This is a genomic window from Parasedimentitalea maritima, assembly GCF_005771405.1.
Lineage (GTDB): Bacteria > Pseudomonadota > Alphaproteobacteria > Rhodobacterales > Rhodobacteraceae > Parasedimentitalea > Parasedimentitalea maritima.
Genome location: NZ_VAUA01000002.1, coordinates 330,053 through 354,526, shown reverse-complemented (window position 1 = coordinate 354,526; position 24,474 = coordinate 330,053). Strand labels below are relative to the sequence as shown.

The following is a 24,474-nucleotide window of genomic DNA, read 5'->3' as shown; positions in this document are numbered from 1 at the left end:
TCCCCAAGGTCAGGCGCGGCCCTTTGCCGGGAAACAATCATTATGATCTGACCCCTGAGAGACTTATGACAGAGTCCAAAGTTCTATCGCTGAACGCACTGTCCAAACGGTTTGGCTCCGTTGTGGCAAATGATGCCGTCAGTCTTGACCTGCACCGCGGCGAAGTTCTGGCCCTGTTGGGTGAAAACGGTGCGGGTAAAACCACGCTGATGAATATGCTGTTTGGTCACTACATGCCCGACGGTGGCAGTATTGATGTGGCGTCGCCTAAAGGTGAGATGCAACCGCTGACCCTCGGCCACCCGCAGGCGGCCTTGTCTGCGGGTATCGGCATGGTGCACCAGCACTTTACCCTGGCGGAAAACCTGTCAGCGCTGAACAATATCACCCTAGGTTCAGAACCTTTGTTCGCCTTGCGCCGCGACCGCGCCGGTGCGCGCGCCAAAGTGCAGGGGGTCATGGATCGCACAGGTCTGGTGGCTCCGCTCGACACACCAGTTGGCAAATTGTCGGTGGGAGAGCGCCAGCGGGTCGAGATCCTCAAGGCACTGTACCGCGATGCCCGTATCTTGGTGCTGGACGAGCCCACCGCCGTGTTGACCCCGCAAGAGGCCGACACCCTGTTTGAAAACATCGGCGCCATGACCGGTGATGGGCTGGCGGTTATCTTTATCTCGCACAAACTGCGCGAGGTGCTGGCCTTTTCTCATCGTATCGCGGTGCTGCGCCATGGCACCAAGGTGGGCGAGATCGCCACCTCGGATGCGGATGAACGGGTGATTGCCCGGATGATGGTGGGCGAGGACACACCCGTAACACAGCGTGACGCAATGACACCCGGTGCACCGGTGCTGACGTTGTCGGGTATCAGCGTGCGCAACCCGTCGGCACGCGATAGTCTTACGGATGTAAACCTGACCGTGCAGGCCCATGAAATCCTTGGCATTGCGGGGGTGTCTGGCAATGGTCAATCGGCGCTGGCCTCTGTCATCTCTGGTCTGCGACGGCCGGATAGTGGCAGCATTCAGGTCGATGGCGATGAAATCCTGCACCCTGATCCCAAGACCATGATCAAGGCAGGCGTTGGCCGCATTCCCGAGGACCGCCATCACGACGGGATTGTTGGCGCCATGTCGGTGGCCGAGAACATGATCATCGAACGGCTGGACGACCCCGAGGTGCAAACCAATGGGTTGCTGAACCGCAGCGCAATGGCCGCCAACGCAGATAGGCTCAGCCAGGCCTATGACGTGCGCGGCCCCGGTATCAACGCCCGTGCCCGGCTTTTGTCTGGCGGCAATATCCAGAAACTGATTCTGGCGCGGGTGTTTGAACAGGGCGCCCGGCTGATCCTTGCCAACCAACCCATCCGAGGGCTCGACATGGGGGCTGCCGCCGAGGTCAGCCGCCGCCTGCTAGAGGCGCGCGCTGGGGGGGCAGGGGTACTGCTGATTTCTGAAGATCTGGATGAAATTCTAGGGTTGGCGGATCGCATCATGGTGATCCACGACGGCCAGCTGACGGAAGTCACCAGTCGAAACCGCGAAGATATTGGTCTGAAAATGGCAGGAGAGCACACATGATCCGTATCGAGCCCCGCACCGCGCCGGGCCGGTGGATGACGCTGGGCGTGCCGGTGTTGTCGGCCGTAATCGCGCTGGCCTTGGCCGCGATCCCGCTGGCCTTGGCCGGGGCTGACATCACCGTGGCCTACGGTGAGATGGTCAAAGGTGTGTTTGGTTCGGTCTTTGCGTTTTCCGAGATGCTGACCCGCGCCACTCCGCTGATGTTCACCGGCCTTGCCGCCGCGCTCGCGTTTCGGGCCAAGCTGTGGAACATCGGAGCAGAGGGTCAGTTATATCTGGGCGCCATGGCTGCCGTCGCCATTGGCGCTGGGGCGGTAGATATTCCCGGTATTTTTCTGGTGCCGCTGATTGTTATCCTTGGCGCCGCCGCTGGTGCCGCTGGAATGGCTGTTCCTGCGCTGCTGAAAACCCGTTTTGGCGCGGATGAGGTGGTGACAACCCTACTGCTCAACTTCATCATCCTGATCTTTGTGCAGATGATGCTGGAGGGCGCGTTGAAAGATCCCATGAGCTTGGGTTGGCCGCAGTCTGCTCCGGTGCTGGATCAGGGCATGTTGCCGCAACTGATGCCTCGGATGCGGGTGCACTCGGGGTTGATACTCGCGCTGGTGCTTGCAGGCATCGCGCAGTTCATGCTGGCGCGATCCGTCTGGGGCTTTCGCCTGCGCGCCGTTGGTGAAAACGCCGCCGCCGCGCGTCATGCAGGCATCGGCGTCAATCGTTCGCTGTTTGGCGTTGCAATCTTGTCCGGCGGGCTGGCCGGGTTGGCTGGCGTCAGCGAGGTTGCAGGGCTCAAGGGCTATCTGACTGCCGATCTGTCGCCGGGCTTTGGTTATACCGGCATCGTCGTTGCTATGCTGGCCGGGTTGTCGCCGGTGGGCGTGGTGATCTCGGCCCTGTTCATCGCGTCCGTCTTTGTAGGTGCCGACAGCATGAGCCGCGCCATAGGCGTGTCGTCTTATCTGGCGGATCTGGTGGTGTCGATGTCGTTGCTTTGCGTGTTGATTGGCGGCTTTGTCGCCCGCTACCGCATCACCCGCACCAAAACGGCAGAGGGCGTCGCATGATGGATATCTTGCAAATTCTACTGTCCGAGAGCTTCTGGGCCGCCTCGCTCCGTATTGCCACGCCGTTGATCTTTGGCGTGATGGGCGCACTGCTGTGTGAAAAATCGGGCGTGCTGAATCTCGGGATTGAGGGCATTTTTGCCGCCGGTGCCATGTGTGGCTGGATGGCGGTCTGGCTGGGTGCTGGCCTGTGGGGCGGAGTGCTGATTGCCGCGCTTGCTGGCGCGTTCTTTGGCCTGATCCATGGGATTCTGACGGTGCCGCTCGGCCTGTCACAGCACGTTTCGGGGTTGGGTGTAACGCTGTTTGCCACCTCGCTGAGCTATTTCACCTACCGCACCGCGTTACCCAATGTGTCGTCTCCACCGCGGATTGAACCGTTCCGTGCGCTGGATATCCCGCTGCTGTCGGATATCCCGTTTCTGGGGCCGGTGCTGTTCCAGCAAACCGCAATGACCATGTTGGCGCTGCTGGTGGTGGGGCTGGTCTGGTACGTCCTGAACCGCACCGCGCTGGGTGTGGCCTTAAAGGCGGTTGGCGACAATCCCGACAGTGTCGATGCCCAAGGCCTGTCCGTCTACGGGCTGCGCATCGGTGCGGTCATGGTTGGATCTGCGCTGATGGCGCTTGGCGGAGCGTTTCTGACCATGTCGGCCTTTGACGCGTTCTTTTTCGGTATGGTCAATGGGCGGGGTTGGATCTGCATCGCGCTGGTGATCTTTGCCAGCTGGAAACCCGGCAAGGCGCTGCTGGGGGCACTGCTGTTTGGCGCCTTTGATGCGCTGCAAGTGCGTTTGCAAACCGAGGTTGGCGCCATGGTGCCTGGGCAGGTGTTCCTGATGGCGCCCTATGTGCTGTCGATCTTCGCCTTGGTGGTGGCCGCGCGTAAGGCGGAATATCCCCGGGCCTTGCTAACTCCTTGGTTCAAGGGGCAGAGATAGAGATTGGTTTGCCCGGCCGATAGGTCGGGCGCGCCTGACCGTCCCGTCAAACCGAAGGTTCACCTTCGGCAAAATGCGAAGGCGCTTTGTACCTCCCCAAGGTCAGGCGCCCCACAAAAAATACAAAGACCAACACGAGGCACCCACATGTTCGATCTGATCCTCAAAAACGCCACTCTGCCGGATGGCCGTACCGGCATCGACATCGCTTGCCAAAATGGCACCATCGCCGCAGTCGAACCGAATATCACCGCCGAGGCGCAAGAGGTGATCGACGCCACCGGCTATCTCGTCTCGCCGCCGTTTGTGGACCCACATTTTCACATGGATGCAACCCTTTCACTGGGCACACCGCGAATGAACACCTCTGGCACGCTGCTCGAAGGCATCGCGCTGTGGGGTGAGCTTAAGCCAATCCAAAGCGTTGATGACATCGTTACCCGCGCCCTGCGTTATTGCGATCTGGCGGTTTCCATGGGCATCGGCGCAATCCGTAGCCATGTGGATGTCTGCGATGATGCGTTGACCGGTGTTCAAGCGTTGCTAGAGGTCCGCAAACAGGTGGCGCCTTATCTGGATCTGCAACTGGTGGCCTTTCCACAAGACGGAGTTCTGCGCGACCCGACCGCGATGGAGAACTTGATCCGCGCACTGGACATGGGCGTCGATGTGGTTGGCGGCATCCCTCATTTCGAGCGCACCATGGCAGACGGGGCGGAATCTGTTCGTCAGCTTTGTGAGATCGCCGAGAAACGCGGGTTGATGGTCGATATGCACTGTGACGAGAGCGACGACCCGCACAGCCGCCATGTTGAATCTCTCGCCAATGAAACCCAGCGTCTGGGGATGCAGGGAAGGGTGGCTGGTTCGCACCTGACCTCAATGCATTCGATGGACAACTACTATGTCTCCAAGCTGATCCCTCTGATTGCTGAAGCGCAGGTGCACGCCATCCCCAATCCGCTGATCAACATTATGTTGCAGGGACGCCACGACAGCTATCCCAAACGTCGCGGGCAAACCCGGGTGCCGCAATTGCGCGAGGCCGGAATCACAGTTGGCTTTGGCTCGGACTGTGTGATGGACCCATGGTATTCGTTGGGGCGCGCTGACATGCTGGATGTGGCCTCTATGGGGCTGCATGTAGGGCAATTATCCAGCCGCGCCGATATGGCCTGGTGTTTTGAGGCTGTGACCAGCAATTCGGCCAAGATCATGGGGCTGCAGGGCTACGGGGTGGACAAGGGCTGTGCTGCCAACATGGTGTTGTTGCAGGCCCACGATACAATCGAGGCTATTCGCCTGCGTGCCACTCGGTTGGCTGTGATCCGAAAGGGAGAGGTTATTGCACGAACTGCTCCGCAAATCAGCGAAATTTCCCTTCCAGGCAGACCTGAAACTGTGAATCCTGCGGACTACAGTCCGCAAGCATCAGGTTAGAACGGGCTATTCGGCAATAATCAGATTTTTGACCAAACCTTTAATTTGGTTTGAAAATTCAGGCTGCTTTCGGATTTGGGCATCTGTGACCAATGTGCCCATCTGATCAAACCGGCAGGATCGGTAATTGCCACTGGTGGTGAACTTACTGGCGTCCGCCAAAACAGCGTTCTCACGACTGTTGTCCAACATTGCTGTGGCAACTTCGGCCTCTTCCTGAACAGCGTTTAAAGCGCCATGGAGGGGATCAATGGCCGTTGGGGACACAAAAGCAATATCAGCTTGAACACGGGATATTTCGCGCACTGTCTGCTGCCCACAGGTGGCAAAATCAAACACGGTTAGATTACCACCCAGCAGGGACACCCGGCTTGAGCTGCGGTTGGCTTGATAGTCTTTTTGCAGTTGGCTGGCAGCTTCCAGTGAATTTGTGATGACATGCAGCCCATGGATTGTGGCCAGCTGGCGGGCCAGGAATATGGTTGTGCTCCCAGTGTCAAAATAGATCACCTTATGATCGGTAATCAGATCACAGGCGGCGCGGGCGATGGCCTGCTTTTCTTTGACCTGCAGTTTCGCACGCACATCCAGCGGTGGTTCTGCCCGTGCATTTGCAGACACGGCCCCGCCATGGACTCGCCGCAGCAATCCGAGCGCCTCCATATCCAGCAAATCCCGGCGCACCGTCTCGCGCGAGACGGACAAATCTTCGACCAGATAGTCGGTGGTCAGGCTCTGCCATTCATCGAGCAGTCTGAAAATTCTTTGATGTCGCTGATTTTTCCACATGCTGCTGCTCGTGTCAGATATCTTGCAACAGGTCCAGCGCTGCGCGGTGCAATTGCGGCGTGGCTGCTGCGACGACTCGTCCGTCTGATCCGTGTTGCAACCGGTTTCCGCTCCAGTCGGTGATGATCCCTCCGGCGCCTTCGACCACCGGAATTAGGGCGAAATAGTCGTAAGGCTCTAGCATCGCTTCAACCACCAGATCCACATGTCCCGAGGCCAGAAGACCGTAGGAATAACAATCACCGCCGAACCGCGGCACAGCAGTTTGTTGCAAAAGAGATTCGATTTTGGGGCGGTCTCTAGTGCCAAAATACAGGATATTGGTGGTATAGAAACGTGCCTGTGCCAGTGTCTCGCAGTCTGAGACCTGACATTGGTGCAGGGTGCCAGTGTTGTCCTCAAATGTGCAACTTTTTCCACAAATACCCACCCACCGTTCGCGAATCGCGGGCATGTCGATCAAGCCAATCTCGGGGAACCCGTTATACAACTTCGCCAATAGGGTGCCCCAAATAGGCCAACCTGTGATGAAACTGCGGGTGCCATCAATAGGATCAACCACCCACAACTCCTCAGCATCGAGGTTCAACGACCCAAATTCCTCCCCCAAGAACCCATGCGAGGGATAGGTTTTTGCAACCATGTCGCGGACATATGATTCAACGTTACGGTCGATTTTCGTAACTGGGCTAAGGTCATTTTTCTGAATTATTTCAACGTTTTTCCTGAAACCGTCCAGTGAAACTTTACGGGCCTGATCAACGAGGGATTTAGCAAATTCCACAGTGCTGTCGGGGATGTCACGATTGTTGGTCATTATGGTTTCCAAAAATTAGCAATTCAGGCTGGCTGGGTGCTGGTGTTTAGGCCGCTTGATTGAAGTGCATCAGGTGTCTGGTTGCCCAAGCATTAGGCAAAAAAACACAAAAATGCAAGAAAACATAGAAATACACAAAATCTGTTGCTACGGTGTTGCTATGGACTGCTCGCAACTCGAGTAACCCGGACATGTAACGCTGATATCTCACGGTGATGAGAATTGACGTACTTTGGCTTGGTGGGTTTGATGTGAGTCAGTCGGAAGCACCGTCAGAGTATGGGGGGTCAAAAGACGGACAGAATCGTAATCATAGGTTTGACTTATGAAGTTGTAGGTTTAATCGATTTTTTTTGTGGCAAAAACCTGCCAGACTGACCGCGGCTTCACTGGGATCTTACCAAAGGGGTGACCAACAACCCCGCATGAAGTTCTTGAAGACTAACAGAGGAGATTAATATGAAACTCAATGTATCTAAAATCACGTCACTTTTGGCAGGCGTTGTTTTTGCCACGTCAGTTGCGGCTGAAACAGAGCTGACGGTATACACTGCTGTCGAAGCTGAAGATCTGGCTCGTTATGCAGCGACCTTCAACGAAACGAACCCTGATATCAAAATCAATTGGGTTCGCGATTCTACTGGTATCATCACTGCCAAACTGTTGGCCGAACGCGATAACCCGCAGGCTGACGTCGTTTGGGGTCTAGCGGCGACATCGTTGCTTCTGTTGAAATCTGAAGGCATGCTCGAGGGCTATTCGCCTATGGGTGTTGAAAAGCTCGACGCCAAATTTGTCGATGGTGACAATCCACCAGCATGGGTTGGCATGGACGCCTGGGTGGCCTCGGTTTGCTACAACACTGTTGAGGCAGAAAAAGCTGGCCTGACACCACCAACTTCATGGCAAGATCTAACCGACCCGCAGTACGCAGGTCATTTGATTATGCCCAACCCGAACTCCTCCGGTACTGGTTTCCTTGATGTGTCCAGCTGGTTGCAGATCTTTGGTGAAGAAGGCGGCTGGGAATATATGGACGCGCTGCACAACAACATCGCACGCTACACTCACTCCGGCTCCAAGCCTTGTAAACTGGCGGCAGCTGGTGAAATCCCAATCGGTATTTCCTTTGCCTTCCGCGGTGCCAAATCTAAGGCCGCAGGCGCTCCTCTGGAAATCATCGTACCAAGCGAAGGCGTTGGCTGGGATATGGAAGCCACTGCTATCGTTGCGGGCACTGCCAACCTAGAAGCCGCACAAAAGCTGGTTGATTTCACCGTCACCCTAGGCGCCAACGAGATGTACAATACTGGTTACGCAGTTGTTGCCTATCCTGGTGTTGCCAAGCCCGTTGAGCATTTCCCCGAAGGTCTTTTGGATAAGATGATCGACAACGATTTTGAGTTCGCCGCCAATAACCGGGCCGCGATCCTGAAAGAGTGGCAGTCGCGTTACGACGGTAAGTCGGACCCCAAGTAAGCACCACAAAGCGAGGGGCAGGTTTGCCCCTCGTCGCCCTAAATCCCCTAAATTATTCCGACAGTGTATGGTGGCCTTGGCCGCGACGTGTCGGCCCGTGCGCAAAGCGCAGACCGAAGGATCAATTCCGTGACGCAAGCAACAGCATCAGGCGAACTCTACCTGAGTATCTCGAACCTCTGGAAAGCCTTTGGCGAATTCCTGGCTCTGAAAGACATATCCCTGGACATACACGAGGGTGAATTTATTTGTTTCCTCGGGCCTTCGGGCTGCGGAAAAACCACCTTGCTGCGGGCGATCGCCGGGTTGGATCTGCAGACCAAAGGCTCTGTTATGCAGGATGGCAAGGATGTGTCGAACCTGCCGCCTTCGGAACGCGATTTCGGTATCGTTTTCCAGTCTTACGCCCTGTTTCCCAATCTGACGATTGAGAAGAACATCGCCTTTGGCCTGGAAAATACCGGACGCGATAAATCAGAAATTGCCGTGCGCGTTCATGAGCTTCTGGAGCTTGTAGGTCTGCCAGAACAGGGCACAAAGTACCCTGCACAACTGTCAGGTGGACAACAACAACGCATCGCATTGGCGCGCGCCATCGCCACCAACCCAGGCTTGCTTTTGCTGGATGAACCGCTGTCGGCGCTGGATGCCAAGGTGCGGGTTCACCTGCGTCATGAAATCAAGGAGCTGCAGCGTAAACTGGGTGTGACCACAGTCATGGTGACACACGACCAGGAAGAAGCGCTGACCATGGCGGACAAGATTGTTGTGATGAACCAGGGGGTGATCGAACAGGTCGGCTCTCCAACCGAGATATATCGCGAACCGGCCAACTTGTTTGTGGCTGATTTCATTGGCGAAATGAACCAGCTTCCGGCAACCGCTAGGGGTAAGGCAGGTATTTCGATTGGCGCAGACAGTGATATTGTAAAAAGCCAGACCCACCACTTCTCCGACGGTGAAACTATTGTAGCGGCCATCCGGCCCGAAGACGTGATCCCCCACGGCAACGGCACAAGTGCGCCCGACGAAACAGACGTTATCGGAGATCCGGAAAACGTATTCACGGTCAAGCTGGCAGAGATGGAGTTTCTAGGATCGTTCTGGCGTTGTCGCTTGCAAAATGAGTACTTTGGCGCATCCGAGCTTATTGCTGATTTCTCCATCAATGCCGTGCGCCGGTTTGAGCTGGAAGAGGGCAAGGACATGGTGGTTGAACTGCCGCAGGACCGTCTGATGGCCTTCCCGCGTGTGGAGGCAAACTGATGACCAGCCCGTCAACCAATATCTCGTCGATGCCACCGGGCCCAGTGATCAAAAGTAAGTTGAGCCGTGATGATATCATCATGCGCAGCGGTATGATTGTGATCGCCTTGTATCTGGTGGTGACGCTGGCCTTTCCGCTCTACGCAATGCTGTCGAAGTCTTTTTCGACCTATCGGTTTGAGCTGTCACAGTATGAAATGCAGGTTTCTGATCAGGACGGCGTGTTTGATGGGGCGATCTTGAACCCTGTCGATTTGAATGTCGCAACGGGTGCCTATTCCGATGCTGATTTGAGCGCCGGCTCAGATAGCCGCCTGCCAGTCACCCAGCTGTTTCCTGATTTCAGTTTCCGCAGTCCGGTGATGTACCAGATCCGCAACGCTCAGCCAGGCGGGCGCTTTCTGGTGGGCTCCACCCTGCATGATGATGCCGAATGGACCACCTTAGACAGTAACAGCTTTCGCCGCGTTCAGCTGCGCCCTGTGAAATCCACGGGCTTCGATAACTTTGTCAATTACTTCTCCACCCCGGCCTTGTTCAACTCGATCAAGAACTCTTTGTTTATCGCAGTTCTCAGCACCGTGGTTACTGTAACGCTGGCCTTTTGGTTTGCCTATGCTCTGAACCGAAGCTGCATGCGGTTCAAAGGAGTGTTCCGGCTGATTGCAATGGCTCCAATCCTGGTACCTTCGCTGCTGCCGGGGATTGCACTGGTCTATCTGTTCGGCAATCAGGGCATGCTCAAGGAACTGCTCTTTGGAGCTAGCATCTATGGCCCAATTGGCATTGTCATCGGTTCAGTGTTCTTCACCTTTCCCCATGCTTTTCTGATCATCTCAACCGCGCTGGCGATTTCTGATGCGCGGCTATACGAGGCAGCGTCGTCGTTACGGGCCACGCCATGGCGCACCTTTTGGACTGTTACCATTCCCGGTGCGCGCTATGGCCTGATTTCCGCCAGCTTTGTGGTGTTCAATCTTGTCATCACCGATTTTGGTTTGCCCAAAGTGATCGGAGGTCAGTTCAACGTACTGGCAGTCGATATCTACAAGCAGGTGATTGGTCAGCAAAACTTTGAGATGGGCGCGGTGGTTTCCGTTGTTCTGATCATTCCGGCCATCTTTGCCTTCGCACTGGATCGGTATGTGCAAAGCAAACAGGTTGCTGCGCTTTCGGCGCGATCAGTTCCCTATCAACCCAATCCCAATCCAAAGATGGATCGGATCTTCTTGGTCTATTCCAGCCTGGTTGGTCTCTTCATTGTCGGAATCCTTGCGGTTTGCCAATTTGCTGCGCTGATCAAGTTTTGGCCCTATGATCTAAGCCTGTCTCTGAACAACTACCAGTTCGACAAAATGGATGGCGGCGGTTGGGGGTCTTACTACAACTCGATCAAGCTTGGTCTGATCACAGCAGTTGTAGGGACCGCAGTTATCTTCTTTGGGGCCTATCTGGTTGAAAAATCCAAAGGCTTTCGGGTTGGGCGATCCCTATTCCAGATGATCGCGATGTTGCCGATGGCTATTCCGGGAATGGTTCTGGGCCTTGCCTACATCTTCTTCTTCAACAACCCATCCAATCCGCTGAATGTGATCTATGGAACCATGGCCATTCTGGTTATTTCCGCTGTCACACACTTCTACACTGTGTCGCACCTGACGGCGGTGACGGCATTGAAGCAGATGGATCGTGAATTTGAATCGGTGTCGGCGTCTCTAAAACAGCCAACCCTGAAACTGTTCAGCCGGGTCACGGTGCCCGTTTGTATGCCAGCGGTGCTTGATATTTCGATCTACCTGTTCGTCAACGCAATGACCACGGTGTCAGCGGTGGTGTTTTTGTACTCACCAAAAACCTCCCTGGCATCAATCGCGGTCCTCAACATGGATGATGCAGGGGATATCGCGCCTGCAGCGGCGATGGGCATGATGATCTTCTACACCAATGCTGCGGCCCGCATTTTGCACCTGATTGCCTCCAAGGGCATTCTGCGGCGGACACAGGCCTGGCGCGCGCGCTAAATACCACTGCGTTGTTAACGAGTATTCCCCCTGTCTAAGGTCAAACTTTGGCAGGGGGTACTTTTTTTGTCTGTATGCCGCGGGCACAATCCATAAAGGCCCGGATCACTTTGACGTCCCGCCGCTGGCCGAGATGAACCAACGATTCACTCATGGCAATATTGGTACCGACGACCTGAATTGGCACCAGTCGTTCATCGTGACCAAACTCTGCCAATGAAACAAACCCAATTCCAGCTCCCGAAGCCACCACTTCGCGTACAGCCTCGCGTCCTTCCGCTTCAATTGCTGGGGTGAGGGCAATACGTTGTTTTGCCGCCTCCTGAACCAGCTTCTCCCGAGTTTTTGAGCCAACTTCTCGGAAAACCAGTGGCATTTTTGACAGTTCCTTCAGGGTTACAGTTGTTTTTCCCGCCGGTAGTAACCCTTTGCTGGCAAATCCAATAATTTCAGTGGCTCCCAGATCCAACACTTCCATGTCTTTTCCCGGTGATGGGCTGCCAGCGACGCCTATCTCGGCGTTATAGGCACGCAGTTCTTCCAGGATTTCGCCAGTGTTACCCACGCGCAAACTGACAGTGACATTGGGATACCTGGTCCGAAAAGTTCGCAAAATGTCCGTAACGTGATGCGCTGAATCTGCGATGATACGCAGGGTGCCATCAATCGCAGCGCTGGTTTCGGACATATAGTCGTGGATATGCTGTTCGATCTCAAAATACTGTTTGGTCATCAGAAACAAGCGTTCGCCAGCATCTGTCAGCCGAACCCGTTTACGATCCCGGCTGAACAATAAAACGTCATGTTCTTGTTCCAATTTGCGAACCTGTTCTGAAATTGCCGGTTGTGTCAGGTGCAGTGATTCAGCCGCACGAGAGAAGCCTCCCAATAGGGCGACATGATGAAATGCCTTCAATTGGCTATGGCGCATGAACAGCTTCCTTGTGCTATAGGGGGAACCTATAGATTAATCGTTTTTTACAATTTTACATATGGGCAGACATGCCGCAATGCTTACCTTGAAAAGAGTGTTCGGAGACCACCATGACCAGCCGAGATAACGCGATAGAATCCCCCCGTCTGGGCGAACCTTACCTGCTGACGCCTGGGCCGCTAACCACCTCATATGCTGTAAAAGAAGCCATGTTGCGCGACTGGGGCAGTTGGGATGATGACTTCCGCGCCATGACTGCTGAAATGCGCAGACGGCTGCTGGCGATGCTGGGGCAGGGCGCAGATGACTTTGACTGCGTTCCAATGCAGGGCAGTGGCACATTTTCGGTTGAGGCAATGTTGGGTAGCTTTGTGCCGCGTGACGGCAAGGTTCTGGTGTTGGCCAATGGAGCTTATGGCCAGCGCACGGCTCAGACCCTTGCATATCTGGGCCGCGATCATGTGATCTTGGACAAAGGTGATTACCTGCCGCCGCGCGGCGACGAAGTGGCGCAGATCCTGGCGGATGATCCGGCCATTACTCATGTGGTGGCGATCCACTGTGAAACCAGTTCTGGTATCTTGAACCCGGTGGAGGAAATTTCGCAGGTGACCTACGCTGCGGGGCGCAAGTTGCTGGTCGACAGCATGTCAGCCTTTGGTGCGATACCGCTGGAAGTGGCACAGGTGCGCTATGAGGCGCTGGTGTCTTCGGCCAACAAGTGTATCGAAGGCGTACCCGGATTTGGCTTTATCATTGCCCGCAAGTCCGAGCTGGAAGCCGCCAAAGGCAACAGCACCTCGATCAGTCTGGACGTGCATGCCCAATGGGCCACTATGAACAAAACCGGCCAGTGGCGGTTCACGCCACCTACTCATGTGGTTGCTGCCTTTCTTGAAGCCCTGCGCGCCCATGAGGCTGAAGGCGGGGTCGAGGGCCGCGGCGCACGCTACACCCGCAACCGCGATGTGATGGTGGCTGGTCTGCGCGAGTTGGGTTTTGAAACCCTGCTCAAAGATCGCTGGCTGTCGCCCATCATCGTTACCTTTTTCTGCCCGGCAGATCCGAAATTCGTCTTTAGCGAATTTTACGATCTGATGAAGGCAAAGGGCTTTATCATCTATCCCGGCAAGCTCACTGTGGTTGAAAGTTTCCGCATAGGCTGCATTGGCCAGATGGATGAACATGTAATGCGGCAGGTGATTGCCGCAGCAAAGGATACTCTGGCAGAGATGGGCGTGAAAACCGCGACACCTCCCGCCCGAGCACTAGAAGAACGCGCCAAATTGGCGGCCTGAATACGTAAAGGAAGACCCATGACTACTATATCCCCTGTCGAAGCCAATGGCCGCATTTATCCCACCCCCAAGGTCTGCGCGATTGCGATCTGTCTGGACGGCTGCGAGCCTGAGTACCTGGATAAGGCCATCGCTGATGGTCTGATGCCAACGCTGAAACGTATGCGTGAAACTGGCACTGACCGGCTAGCCCACTCGGTGATCCCATCGTTCACCAACCCCAACAACCTGTCCATCGCCACCGGTCGTCCGCCAATCGTGCATGGTATCTGTGGTAACTTCCTCTACGAGCCGGAAACCGGTGAGGAAGTTATGATGAACGACGTGCGTTTCCTGCGCGCGCCCACAGTGTTCTCTAAGTTCTACGAGGCCGGTGCTAAGGTGGCGATTGTCACTGCCAAAGACAAGCTGCGCGCATTGCTGGGTGCTGGCCTGTCATTTGACGATGACCGCGCCAAGTGTTTCTCGGCCGAGAAATCCGATACTTCGACGGCTGCGGAGCACGGTCAGGACGAGGCCAGCAAATGGCTGGGCATGGTTCAGCCCGAAGTCTATTCGGCTGATCTGTCCGAATTCGTCTTTGCTGCGGGCGTCAAACTTCTGGCCGAGTGGCAGCCGGACGTGATGTACCTGACCACCACCGACTATGTGCAGCACAAATATGCACCCGATCAGGCCGATGCGAAGTCGTTCTATGAAATGTTCGACAAGTATCTGGCACAGCTGGACGAAATGGGCGCAGCGATTGTTGTCACTGCCGACCACGGCATGAAACCCAAGCATCTGGCCGATGGTTCGCCTGCGGTGATCTATGTGCAGGACGTGTTGGACGAATGGCTGGGTGAGGCCGCAGCGCGGGTGATCCTGCCAATCACTGACCCTTATGTGGTACACCACGGCGCGCTGGGATCTTTTGCCACCGCCTATCTGCCTGATGGCGCTGATCGGAACGACGTGGTCGCTCGCTTGCAGGCCATCCCGGGTATGACCCATGTTCTGACCCGAGAACGTGCTGTCGAAGATTTTGAACTGCCTGCCGACCGTATTGGCGATATCGTCATGGTCTCAGGCGAAAATATCTGCATCGGCACCTCTGAGCACCGTCACGATCTGGCCGCCCTGAATGAACCACTGCGCAGCCATGGCGGATTGACCGAGCAGGTTGTCCCCTTCATCGTCAACCGTGTGATCGATCTGGGCAGCAAACCGGATCTGCGCAATTTTGATGCGTTTTTCTACGCCACCACCGCGGCGGCGCTTTGATATGAAGGATAACCAGACAATGGCAGACAAGATCGAAGTTCGCCACGAAGGTATGCGTATCGGGGGCAAGACAGTCTTTACCGATAACGTGATCGAGGTGAAGTATCCTTACACGGATGAAGTGATCGGAACGGTGCCTGCGGGCACCGCCGAGCACGCCCGGCAGGCCTTTGAAATTGCTGCCAACTATAAGTCCAAACTCACCCGCTATGAGCGCAGCCAGATCCTGCAACGCGCTGGTGAGCTGATTGGCGAGCGGCGCGAGGATCTGGCCAAATGGCTGACACTGGAACTGGGCATCTGCCACCAGCACGCCATTTACGAGACCAAACGCGCGCAGGACGTCTACCAGTTTGCCTCGCATCAGGCGCTGAATGATGACGGTGAGATTTTTTCCTGTGATTTGACCCACAACGGTAAGGACCGCAAGATCTATACCAAGCGGGAACCTGTGCGTACGATCTCAGCGATCACACCGTTTAACCACCCGTTGAACATGGTCAGCCACAAGATCGCACCGTCGATTGCTACCAACAACTGCATGGTCTGCAAACCAACTGAACTGACACCGCTGACGGCAATTGCGTTGGCGGATATTCTGTATGATGCCGGTTTGCCGCCAGAAATGTTCCAGATCGTTACTGGCCTGCCGCAGGACATCGGTGATGAAATGATCACCAATGATAACATCGACATCATCACCTTTACCGGTGGTGTGCCTGTGGGGAAAATCATTGCGGACAAAGCCGGTTACAAGCGCCAAGCGCTGGAATTGGGCGGAAATGACCCGCTGATCATCTGCAACGATCTGAGTGATGAAGACCTGGAAAAGGCCGCAACAATTGCTGTGGCCGGTGCGACTGGAAACTCGGGCCAGCGTTGCACAGCGATCAAGCGTATCCTGGTGCAGGAAAGTGTAGCCGACAAATTTGTGCCGCTGGTTCTGGAAAAAGCCAAGGCGATCAAGTTCGGTGATCCACAGGATCCTGAAACGCAACTGGGCTGTGTGATCCATTCCCAGGCGGCTGAGATTTTTGAAAACCGCGTCTATCAGGCCGAGAAAGAAGGGGCAAAAATCCTCTATCATCCCGGCCGTCAGGGCGCATTGCTGCCTCCCATCGTGGTTGACCACGTACCTCATGACAGCGAGCTGGTGATGGAAGAAACTTTTGGACCCATCGTGCCAATCGTGCGGGTGCCAGACAATGATGAAGAGGTTATGGCAATCTCGAACTCAACCGATTTTGGCCTGTCGTCCGGTGTTTGCACCAATGACCTGAACCGGGCGATTTCTTACATCAATGGGCTGGACGTGGGCACATGCAACATCTGGGAGCAACCCGGATACCGCATTGAAACCTCGCCCTTTGGCGGCATCAAGGACAGCGGTAATGGCGTCAAAGAAGGCGTGACTGAGGCGATGAAGTTCTTCACCAACGTCAAGACTTACTCGCTGCCCTGGCCCAACTAACCCGGAACTCTCCCCGACTGCGGGGCCCCAACTGGGCCCCGCTTTTTTCCACACTACTGGTCGAGGCATCATGACACCCCAGATCGTACACACCGAAGGGGAGTCCAATACCTCGGACGCCCGCAAAGCCTGGCTGAAAAAGTCCATCGGCCCAAAATCCAAACCCCTGCTGGCGCGCGATTCCGAAGCGTTTCTACATCAAAGCCTGTCCAGCCCTTGTGTCAGCACCATCGCCAAGGCGGATGGCATCTGGATTGAGGACAAAGATGGTCACCGGTTCATGGATTTCCATGGCAACTCGGTCCACCATATCGGTTATGGCCACCCCAAACTGATTGCAGCTATTAAGGCCCAGCTGGATGATCTGCCCTTTGCCCCACGTCGTTTCACCAATGATCCGGCTGTGGAACTGGCCGAAAAGCTGACTGAAATAGCTCCCGGCGATTTGAGCAAGATCCTGTTCACCACCGGCGGATCTGACGCTAATGAAGTGGCTCTGAAGATTGCGCGTGCAGCCACTGGCCGATTCAAAACAGTCTCCTTTTGGGATGCCTTTCACGGCGCGGGCCTTGGTGCTTCGTCGGTTGGTGGCGAAGCAACGTTTCGCAGCCATATTGCCGGGCCGCTACTGCCGGGCACTGAACACATCGCACCGTTCCACCCAACTCGTTGCCCCTATGGTCACAAAACGCTCGAAGCCAGTGCCACGGCCTGCGCCAATATGCTCGATTATGTGTTGGAACGTGAAGGGGATGTCTCAGCTGTCATCGCCGAGGCCATGCGCGCAGTGCCGATCGTGCCACCGCCCGGTTTCTGGAAGGCGATCCGCGCGATCTGTGATAAACATGGCGCGCTGTTGATCTTGGATGAAATTCCAACGGGACTGGGCAAAACCGGCAAGATGTTTTGCTGTGAACATGATGAGATTGTTCCGGATATTCTGACTGTGGGCAAGGCCCTTGGCGGTGGGATCTTGCCAATAGCCGCCTGTATCGTGCGTCCTGAACTGGATGTCTGTGGTGACTTTGCCATCGGGCATTACACCCATGAAAAAAACCCGGTTACGGCCCGTGCGGCCCTGACCACAATTCAGATTATCCAAGAAGACGGGCTTGTCGAACGCGCCGCCGAACTTGGAGATTATGCGCTGGCTAAGTTACACAACCAATTGGATGATCTTTCAATTGTCGCGGATATCCGAGGTCGTGGACTGATGTTTGGGGTGGAGATCGTCAATAACAACACCGACAAAACCCCCGATGTCGGCCGTGCTGAAAAGATCTATTACGCCTGTCTGGAGGCAGGGCTCAGCTACAAGATCTCACAGGGGTCAGTGCTGACACTGTCGCCACCACTGACCATATCCCGCGAAGATTTGGACGTCGCACTGGATATCGTCATCGCTGCAATCAAGGATGAAACCGTGTGAGTTCGACCACCTTTCTAATCGTCCTTGGTGCGGCGTTCCTGCACGCTTTTTGGAACGCCGTTGTTAAAGGAGCGGGCGACAAGACGATTATGTTGGGGATGATCGCGCTCGGGCATGTGGTGCCGGGTGTGATACTTGTCATGATGTATCCATCCCCCGGCTGGGGGGCTGTTCCCTATGTCATTGCGTCAACTGTGATCCACTGGGGCTACTATTTCTTGCTGAACGTTGCCTATCGGTTGGGCGATCTAAGCATGATCTACCCAATAACCCGAGGGCTGTCTCCGGTGCTGATTGCATTGGGTGCGCAGTTCTGGGTGGGCGAGACACTGCCCTGGTTGGCCTGGGTTGGTGTGTTCACCATCTCCGGTGGTGTGCTGATCCTGACCAAGGGCATTGTGCGTGGCGGCATACCGCTTGGTGGCGTTTTGGCGGCAGTGGGGGCCGCCGTCATTGTGGCGTCTTATTCACTGGTCGATGGCGTAGGTGTCCGCCAAGCAGACAACGCAATGGGTTACATTGGTTGGCTTTATGTCTCTGAACTGGCAGTCGCGATTTTTGTTTTTGGCACCCGGTGGCAACGGCTGCGGCAAACCAAGGCAAAAACCCTGGTCCTGGGCTATCTAGGTGGGGTGCTATCAGGCACCGCTTATGGGTTAGTGTTATACGCCAACACAATGGCGCCGCTGGGTGTTGTGTCGGCCGTACGCGAAACTTCGGTTATTTTTGCCGCGATGATAGGCGTGATGTGGTTTGGCGAAGGTCCCAAACGTCGACGTTTGCTCGCGGGTGTCATTGTGTCCTTGGGTATCATCTGTATCGGGTTGACCAAATAGCTTAGCAAAAAGAGTGGCGCCTCTTGGATTCCGTTGTAGTTTCAATGGGACACCGGAACGAACAAGCCGGTTGAACAAGGAGGAGCGCCTTGCGACTAGCAACAGTGATGTATGATGGCAAACCCCGCGTTGTTGCCGTGATGGAGCGTGGAACGTTACTGGACTTGGCGCAGTCAGCCACGTTTCTGGAACAGGATCCTACTGCCTTTGCTGATATGCTTTCTCTGATCCACAGCGGTGAGCAAGGGCTTGCACAGGCCACTGCCTTGCTTGATCTTGCACCCGGAGCCGCCTGTCTGCATGTTGAAGAGGTTTCGTTTCTGCCACCAATCTTACCGGTGCAGTATCGCGATTGTCTGGCCTTCAAAAAACACTTGGAAAATAGCTTTGCGGCTGCTGAACGGCTGACCGGTCGGGGGTTCTCCATTCCAAAGGTCTGGTATCGGCAGCCGATTTACTACAAGGGCAATCGGATGTCTTTTGTCGGGCATGGGGCTGACGTGATCTGGCCGCACTACGCAGAACATCTGGATCTTGAACTGGAGCTGGCGATTGTTATCGGCAAGCAGGGTAAAGACATCACGCAGGAGCAAGCACCTGACCATATTTTTGGTTATACAATCCTGAATGACATCTCAGCGCGCGATGCGCAGATGGCGGAAATGGCGGGTCAGCTGGGGCCGGCCAAGGGCAAGGATTTTGATACAGGTAACATCATCGGTCCCTATATTCTAACTGCGGACGAGGTGCTGCATCCAGCCGCATTGGAAATGCAAGTGCGCGTGAACGGAGAGCATTGGGGCGGAGGCAACAGCCGGGATATGCAGCATGATTTTGGTGCCATCCTTGCCCATATTTCTGCGTCGGAAACGATTTACCCAGGTGAGCTTATCGGCTCTGGGGCTGTGGGGACAGGTTGTGGGATGGAAACAGGCAGACGTCTGAACCCCGCAGATCAGTTTGAGCTCGAGATTGAGGGGATCGGTGTTCTGGCCAACCGGATTGTCAAAGAGCGCTGACAAATATGACGAAGGCCGGGTATTGAAAGGAAATGATGTTTGTGGCCTGTCTCATTCGTTACCATGGTCTAGCTATCGAAAGACCCAGATTTGTAGTATGATGGCCCAACATTGGTTCGTGCCCATTTTTCTCCAGGCACAAGCCCGCTTGATTAGACATGACATTAAACCAGTCGCAACTCAGCTGAGTTCGTGACTTACCACCTCGTCCAAGGCTGAATTTCCTGACCCCAAACCGGAGGTAGATATGTTTTCCCGACGTATGTTTTTGCAGTCCACAGTAGCCGCAGCTGGGACAATTTCTGTGTTGCCCTGTCTCGCAAATGCAAGTGGACATGATTTGCAGTTTGCTGATGGCGCTGTTCGTTTGACACCCGTTTCGCATGCCTCCCTTGTTATCGAAACCCCGATGGGTGTGATCTACGCAGATCCAGTAGAGGATCCAGCACAGTATGCGGACTTGCCGCCTGCCGATCTCGTGCTGATCACGCACCATCACGGTGATCACCTGAACAATGAAACACTGGCTGCAGTAATGCGCGAAGGGACAACACTGATCTCAAATAAGGGCGCGTACGACAAAATGACGGGTGAATTGGCGGATCGAGCAGAGGTCATTGGCAACGCGGATACCACCAGATTTGGCCCAATAGGGATTGAAGCAGTTGCAGCCTACAACACCACCGAAGGTCGATTGAAGTTTCACCCCAAAGGGCGCGACAACGGATATGTCCTGACGATTGGAGGTATGCGCCTGTATCTGTCTGCCGATACGGAAGATGTACCCGAAATGAGGGCGTTGAAAGATATTGACGTTGCGCTGTTGTGCATGAACCTGCCGTTTACGATGGATATCAAGGCCGCTGCCAGTGCGGTGAACGAGTTTAAGCCATCCGTGGTCATCCCTTATCATTATCGCGGCAAAGACGGTGGGAGCCAGGACCCTATTGCCTTTGCCGGCCTGCTAGACAGCGCAATTCGAGTTGAACAAGGGGACTGGTACGGCAAGGGGAAAGGTATAGTCTAAAGCTATTTGGCAGCTTGTAAAACCACCGGTTGGTTTTACAAGCTGCCATCGGGGTTTGCGACTATCGCTGCGGCTCAAGCCTCAGGGATATAATCGCCGTCAAACTTCTTCAGGTCATCAACGATTTCATACCAGTCAGGTTTTGACGCGGTGTGGATGTGAACGGTTGGCCGTATCTTGGGATCATCATCCAGAGCAGAGGCCGCAACCACATAGTAATCCCCGGACGCCATGTCGCCGAGTGAGGTGCCGCATGTCTTGCAAAAGCAGCGTTCAAACTTGGCGTCCGTTTCTGGCATGAACCGGGCAATCGCATCCTCTCCTTGCGTGATCGACAGGTCGTCAGCCTTGCCGATTAACACCGCAGAAAACACGCCTGCCGATTTGCGGCACCGGGAGCAGTGGCAGTAGCTCAATGACGACGGCTCGCCCGAGATTTGAAATTTTACAGTGCCGCAAAGGCAGCTTCCGTTGATCACGTGATATCCTTTCAAGGTGCCATTTTGACGTGAACATAACGTGAACACAAGTACGCCGCAAGCCGTTAGCCCCAGTTGAATCCACTTCCGTGAACGAAAGGTGTTCCGAACATTCAGGACGAAAAGAAGAGATGTCGGCCTGTATTCGGTGCAGTTCAGGGGCCGCTATTGCAGCACCACCACAATGGCCAGGGCTTCACCTTGCAGCGGCCTTGCTCCATGACCTTTGCCGGATGTGTCTTCCATCAGTAAACGATCACCGGGCCCAAACACGCGCGTTTCACCACCGCTGGTCCAACCTTCGACTTTGCCCTCAATCACTATGAACAACTGTCTGCTCGGCGAGGGATGGGCGGCATCGGTCCAGTCTCTGGGAAACCTTAGCCAGAAAAAACTGCTCGCGGCTGTAGGTTCAGAAATATCCAGTGCTGGGGCTGGGGGCGCGTATTGGACTGAACTCAGGTTAAACTCAATTTCTTCGAAATGGCTTTCTCCTGCCGGATCAGCATAAAGTCGAGTACATTTTACCGGCGTTGTATCTGGGTTGGCCATGGCTGTCCTATTGGTCGATGAATTACTACCCAATAAGGATTGAAGGAGATATCGGCTCTGTCAAGTTGCGGACTGATGATGGAAGCGCAGGCGTTGACTTAGGGCAAGGATCGCAGAGCGCTACCGGCGCAGCAGGTAGATATCCATAATCCAGCCATGGTCGGCTCGGGCTGCGGCGCGGGTGTCCACAATGCGCTGGCTTACATCACTCAATGAGCCAGAGATCAGGATCTCTTCGGGCATGCCAGCATAGGCCGACCACCAGATATGAGTGTCTGCGGCCTCAATGCTCTGGAACGAGCATTCTCCGTCCAGCATGACCACCAGTGTGTCAGCGCTGTCGGGCCAGCCATGATCGCGAAGCTGACGGCCGGTGGTGATGGTGAACGGCGCGCCGATTTCATTCACCGGGATAGCGTGGCTGGCCGTCAGGGCCTGAATCGAGGTGATACCAGGAACTACAGACAGATTGATCTTTTGCTGACGCTGCAAACGATCGGCAATACGCATGGTGCTGTCATAGAGCGAGGGGTCACCCCAGACCAGGAAACCAACTTTGCCACCTTGGGGCAGGTGGGTGGCGATCTTATCTGCCCAAACCCTTGCAATGGCGTCGTGCCAATCGTCCACGCGCTGACGGTAGTCGGTGGTTTTGGGGTCGCGCGTGGGAAGGTCGAACTCAGTGATTTTGACATCCGGGTTCCGGATCACCTGATCGCAGATCTCGCGACGTAGGCCTGCCAGATCATCCTTGCCCGCGCCCTTGTTGGGGATCAGGATCAGATCTACAGCGTTCAGGGCCTCAATGGCCTGCAACGTCAGGTGCTGTGGGTTGCCGGTGCCGATGCCAATCAGGGTCAGGTCGATCATAGAAAGCTCCAGAAGTAGTACACGGCCCGATAAAGGGCCGTGACGTGTTTTAAACTTGGCCGTTACTCGACCAACAGCGAAACCGAGGCTTCGATCGGTGCACCATCAACCAGCAATGCGCTGTGGCTGTTGGCGTTCAGCGAGACTTTCACTTCGACGTTGCCCTTGGGCAGGTCACCGATGTGCAGCCAGTTACCGTACAGGCGGCCGAGTTTGGTACCATTGATGTAGACATGCGCATGGCCTTCACCGTCGACATCCTCTTTCGAAGCGTTTTCAGGTGAAAAGCGGAAGTTCTGCGGCATGACGTGCAGGTTCCAACCGGCCATCGGATCCTTGGTGACTTTGACTTCCAGACCGGGGGCATTTTCCCCTGCGGGCAGGTTCACCGCAGCGGCATGGTCGTGACTGGACATTTCCGCGTGGCTTTCGTCGCCACCATGTTGGGCAGGATCGTTGTGATCATGGCCAGTAAAGGTAACACCGTTTCCGGCGGCTATGACAAATCCAGCTGCGCCACCAAAAATCAGGCCAATGGCAAATAGTGCGAGAGGGCGGGACATTCTTCTTCCTCATGAATGAAAACCCCTCCGCCAGTTATGGCGAAGGGGGAGGGAGCTTTGATTAGGCTGAGGCCTCGGCTCGTTCACCTTCGGTCTGCCAGAAGTATCCAGCAAAGGTGCCCACCAGGGCCCATGCGGCCAGACCAACGCCAAAGGCGCGGGCGGCAAACAGAGCGCCGATCTCGGTTGGTACCGGACCTGAGAAGCTGTCAGGCTCGGGTGCACCGATCAGGTGCGGTGCCATAAGCAGCGCAACAGCAATCAGGTAGCTGATCTTGTTGCCACCATAGGCAATCAACCACATGGCTGCACCAGCAGTTGCCACTGTTGCAGTCCACCAGACTTGCCGGTCGCCAACATCAGCAGCAGCAACACCCGGAACTTCGGGTGCCAGGGTGAACCCCGGTGCTAGGTGAAAGGCGATGAAACCTGCGATGCCCCAGATCAGGCCGGTACGCGCATTGATCGCGGCCCCACGACCTTCGGCCATGGACATCAGCGCCACCATCACCAGCGTGTAACCTGTATAGGTCAGCATGGTGAACACGATGCTGAGACTATCACGCATCAGGTCAAAACCCGGCAGTTCGGGATGTGCAGAAACAGGTGTGCCGCCGAAATGCACCAGTTCACCGGACTCATAAAGCTCGGCGTGGAGCAGAACAGGCTGCACAAATACCAACTGCAGCAGGGCGGCAATCAGCCCTGCTGCAGCACCAGCGAACAACGCGCTGGTCAAAATTCGGGTGTACATCTGCTTAGTGGCAGGGGAAGCCAGTTGCGTGACGCACGTCATGCGCGGCGTCATGCAGGGCGGCTGCCTGTACGTGGCCAGTCAGGGTAACAACACCCAGGCCCAGAACGATTGCGAATACGGCTGGCAGAAAACCAAGGCCAGCGGCGGAAGCGTTCAGTGTTTTAGTCGTCATATCATCTCTCCTTACCGTCACACCCGACGGCATCAATTGCGTTCCACATGGCCGGTCTCCTGACTCGTGGGTCACAGCCAACTTTCCCCTTCCCACCGGGCAGTTGCCCGACAGTGGTTTGGAAAGCCGCTCGCCACTCACAGTCGCGGGGGCGGTTGAGGTCTCGACGCCGCAATTGGGTCCGCCGTTCCTCATTCCCGTTTCAGTCCTAACGCTTTGCGCTGTGCGGACACCATATAATGCCAATGTGCCTTATTGGGTATCGGGGGGTCAAGTTTGAAACCGACGGTTTGGGAGGGTTGTTGCGACTTAATGCAACTCAACTCGTCACATAGGACGTGCAACTGCGCGGGTGGGCGCAGAATGCGCCCGCCTTGGGGCGGGCAGGCGCATGTCCG

At 55.4% G+C, this 24,474-nt stretch carries 23 protein-coding genes and 1 riboswitch; of the genes, 14 read left to right on the top strand and 9 right to left on the bottom strand.

Annotated elements, in window-relative coordinates; genetic code table 11:
• The first annotated feature begins 65 nt into the window (after nucleotides 1-65).
• The 4 genes from FEE96_RS05460 to FEE96_RS05445 all read left to right on the top strand — a co-directional run bounded on the left by FEE96_RS05460 (nucleotide 66) and on the right by FEE96_RS05445 (nucleotide 5,034).
• The gene (locus FEE96_RS05460; protein ID WP_138162000.1) at nucleotides 66-1,583 is read left to right on the top strand and encodes an ABC transporter ATP-binding protein; all 1,518 of its coding nucleotides are present in this window, start codon (nucleotides 66-68) and stop codon (nucleotides 1,581-1,583) included.
• Entirely contained in the window at nucleotides 1,583-2,653 is a 1,071-nt protein-coding gene (locus tag FEE96_RS05455) for an ABC transporter permease (RefSeq protein ID WP_425467298.1), read from the top strand. The genes FEE96_RS05460 and FEE96_RS05455 overlap by 1 nt, the downstream gene beginning before the upstream one ends.
• A complete protein-coding gene (locus FEE96_RS05450) occupies nucleotides 2,653-3,594 on the top strand; it encodes an ABC transporter permease (RefSeq protein ID WP_138162149.1) in 942 nt (313 codons plus the stop codon). The genes FEE96_RS05455 and FEE96_RS05450 overlap by 1 nt, the downstream gene beginning before the upstream one ends.
• A 147-nt stretch (nucleotides 3,595-3,741) precedes the next feature.
• Nucleotides 3,742-5,034 carry an amidohydrolase family protein gene (locus FEE96_RS05445; protein WP_138161998.1) on the top strand — a complete coding sequence of 431 codons (1,293 nt, stop codon included), beginning with the start codon at nucleotides 3,742-3,744 and terminating at the stop codon, nucleotides 5,032-5,034.
• A gap of 6 nt (nucleotides 5,035-5,040) precedes the next feature.
• On the opposite strand, the gene FEE96_RS05440 is transcribed toward FEE96_RS05445, so the two are convergent.
• Together FEE96_RS05440 and FEE96_RS05435 are read right to left on the bottom strand one after the other, a co-directional pair.
• Nucleotides 5,041-5,823, bottom strand: a complete 783-nt coding sequence (locus FEE96_RS05440) for a DeoR/GlpR family DNA-binding transcription regulator (protein ID WP_138161997.1) — start codon at nucleotides 5,821-5,823, stop codon at nucleotides 5,041-5,043.
• A gap of 13 nt (nucleotides 5,824-5,836) precedes the next feature.
• Nucleotides 5,837-6,640, bottom strand: a complete 804-nt coding sequence (locus tag FEE96_RS05435) for an inositol monophosphatase family protein (RefSeq protein WP_138161996.1) — start codon at nucleotides 6,638-6,640, stop codon at nucleotides 5,837-5,839.
• 459 nt (nucleotides 6,641-7,099) lie between these two features.
• Here FEE96_RS05435 and FEE96_RS05430 point away from each other — a divergent pair, with 459 nt between their 5' ends.
• From FEE96_RS05430 to FEE96_RS05420, 3 genes are all read left to right on the top strand, one after another.
• Nucleotides 7,100-8,119, top strand: coding sequence for a putative 2-aminoethylphosphonate ABC transporter substrate-binding protein (locus FEE96_RS05430; RefSeq protein WP_138161995.1), 1,020 nt, complete (start codon nucleotides 7,100-7,102; stop codon nucleotides 8,117-8,119).
• Nucleotides 8,120-8,248: 129 nt separating this feature from the next.
• Nucleotides 8,249-9,385: a putative 2-aminoethylphosphonate ABC transporter ATP-binding protein gene (locus FEE96_RS05425; RefSeq protein ID WP_138161994.1), complete on the top strand. Its 1,137-nt coding sequence runs from the start codon at nucleotides 8,249-8,251 to the stop codon at nucleotides 9,383-9,385.
• Nucleotides 9,385-11,406 (top strand): putative 2-aminoethylphosphonate ABC transporter permease subunit, encoded by a 2,022-nt coding sequence (locus FEE96_RS05420; RefSeq protein ID WP_138161993.1) that lies wholly within the window; start codon nucleotides 9,385-9,387, stop codon nucleotides 11,404-11,406. Before FEE96_RS05425 ends, FEE96_RS05420 begins: the two co-directional genes overlap by 1 nt.
• A 40-nt stretch (nucleotides 11,407-11,446) precedes the next feature.
• Here FEE96_RS05420 and FEE96_RS05415 read toward each other — a convergent pair whose 3' ends face one another.
• Nucleotides 11,447-12,337 carry a LysR substrate-binding domain-containing protein gene (locus tag FEE96_RS05415; protein ID WP_138161992.1) on the bottom strand — a complete coding sequence of 297 codons (891 nt, stop codon included), beginning with the start codon at nucleotides 12,335-12,337 and terminating at the stop codon, nucleotides 11,447-11,449.
• A gap of 113 nt (nucleotides 12,338-12,450) precedes the next feature.
• On the opposite strand from FEE96_RS05415, the gene FEE96_RS05410 reads away from it, so the two are divergent.
• The 7 genes from FEE96_RS05410 to FEE96_RS05380 all read left to right on the top strand — a co-directional run bounded on the left by FEE96_RS05410 (nucleotide 12,451) and on the right by FEE96_RS05380 (nucleotide 20,683).
• A complete protein-coding gene (locus FEE96_RS05410) occupies nucleotides 12,451-13,638 on the top strand; it encodes a 2-aminoethylphosphonate--pyruvate transaminase (RefSeq protein ID WP_138161991.1) in 1,188 nt (395 codons plus the stop codon).
• An 18-nt stretch (nucleotides 13,639-13,656) separates the two neighbouring features.
• Nucleotides 13,657-14,901, top strand: a complete 1,245-nt coding sequence (phnA, locus tag FEE96_RS05405; RefSeq protein ID WP_138161990.1) for a phosphonoacetate hydrolase — start codon at nucleotides 13,657-13,659, stop codon at nucleotides 14,899-14,901.
• 19 nt (nucleotides 14,902-14,920) lie between these two features.
• Nucleotides 14,921-16,372, top strand: coding sequence for a phosphonoacetaldehyde dehydrogenase (gene phnY / locus FEE96_RS05400; RefSeq protein WP_245227112.1), 1,452 nt, complete (start codon nucleotides 14,921-14,923; stop codon nucleotides 16,370-16,372).
• Between the two features lie 70 nt (nucleotides 16,373-16,442).
• Nucleotides 16,443-17,801, top strand: coding sequence for a (R)-1-hydroxy-2-aminoethylphosphonate ammonia-lyase (pbfA, locus tag FEE96_RS05395; RefSeq protein WP_138161988.1), 1,359 nt, complete (start codon nucleotides 16,443-16,445; stop codon nucleotides 17,799-17,801).
• A complete protein-coding gene (locus FEE96_RS05390; RefSeq protein WP_138161987.1) occupies nucleotides 17,798-18,637 on the top strand; it encodes a DMT family transporter in 840 nt (279 codons plus the stop codon). The genes pbfA and FEE96_RS05390 overlap by 4 nt, the downstream gene beginning before the upstream one ends.
• Nucleotides 18,638-18,726: 89 nt before the next feature.
• Nucleotides 18,727-19,656: a fumarylacetoacetate hydrolase family protein gene (locus tag FEE96_RS05385; protein WP_212744735.1), complete on the top strand. Its 930-nt coding sequence runs from the start codon at nucleotides 18,727-18,729 to the stop codon at nucleotides 19,654-19,656.
• A gap of 247 nt (nucleotides 19,657-19,903) precedes the next feature.
• A complete protein-coding gene (locus tag FEE96_RS05380) occupies nucleotides 19,904-20,683 on the top strand; it encodes an MBL fold metallo-hydrolase (RefSeq protein ID WP_138161986.1) in 780 nt (259 codons plus the stop codon).
• A 74-nt stretch (nucleotides 20,684-20,757) separates the two neighbouring features.
• On the opposite strand, the gene FEE96_RS05375 is transcribed toward FEE96_RS05380, so the two are convergent.
• The 6 genes from FEE96_RS05375 to FEE96_RS05350 all read right to left on the bottom strand — a co-directional run bounded on the left by FEE96_RS05375 (nucleotide 20,758) and on the right by FEE96_RS05350 (nucleotide 24,076).
• Nucleotides 20,758-21,162 carry a GFA family protein gene (locus FEE96_RS05375; protein WP_171021614.1) on the bottom strand — a complete coding sequence of 135 codons (405 nt, stop codon included), beginning with the start codon at nucleotides 21,160-21,162 and terminating at the stop codon, nucleotides 20,758-20,760.
• A 165-nt stretch (nucleotides 21,163-21,327) separates the two neighbouring features.
• On the bottom strand, nucleotides 21,328-21,714 hold the full coding sequence (locus tag FEE96_RS05370) for a cupin domain-containing protein (protein WP_138161984.1): 387 nt from the start codon (nucleotides 21,712-21,714) through the stop codon (nucleotides 21,328-21,330).
• Nucleotides 21,715-21,834: 120 nt separating this feature from the next.
• A complete protein-coding gene (gene cobF, locus FEE96_RS05365; protein ID WP_138161983.1) occupies nucleotides 21,835-22,584 on the bottom strand; it encodes a precorrin-6A synthase (deacetylating) in 750 nt (249 codons plus the stop codon).
• Between the two features lie 62 nt (nucleotides 22,585-22,646).
• A complete protein-coding gene (locus tag FEE96_RS05360) occupies nucleotides 22,647-23,147 on the bottom strand; it encodes a hypothetical protein (RefSeq protein ID WP_138161982.1) in 501 nt (166 codons plus the stop codon).
• Nucleotides 23,148-23,208: 61 nt separating this feature from the next.
• Nucleotides 23,209-23,901, bottom strand: a complete 693-nt coding sequence (locus FEE96_RS05355; protein ID WP_138162147.1) for a CbtA family protein — start codon at nucleotides 23,899-23,901, stop codon at nucleotides 23,209-23,211.
• Nucleotides 23,902-23,905: 4 nt separating this feature from the next.
• Nucleotides 23,906-24,076 carry a CbtB domain-containing protein gene (locus FEE96_RS05350; protein WP_138161981.1) on the bottom strand — a complete coding sequence of 57 codons (171 nt, stop codon included), beginning with the start codon at nucleotides 24,074-24,076 and terminating at the stop codon, nucleotides 23,906-23,908.
• A 32-nt stretch (nucleotides 24,077-24,108) separates the two neighbouring features.
• Nucleotides 24,109-24,328: riboswitch (cobalamin riboswitch) on the bottom strand.
• Between the last annotated feature and the right edge of the window lie 146 nt (nucleotides 24,329-24,474).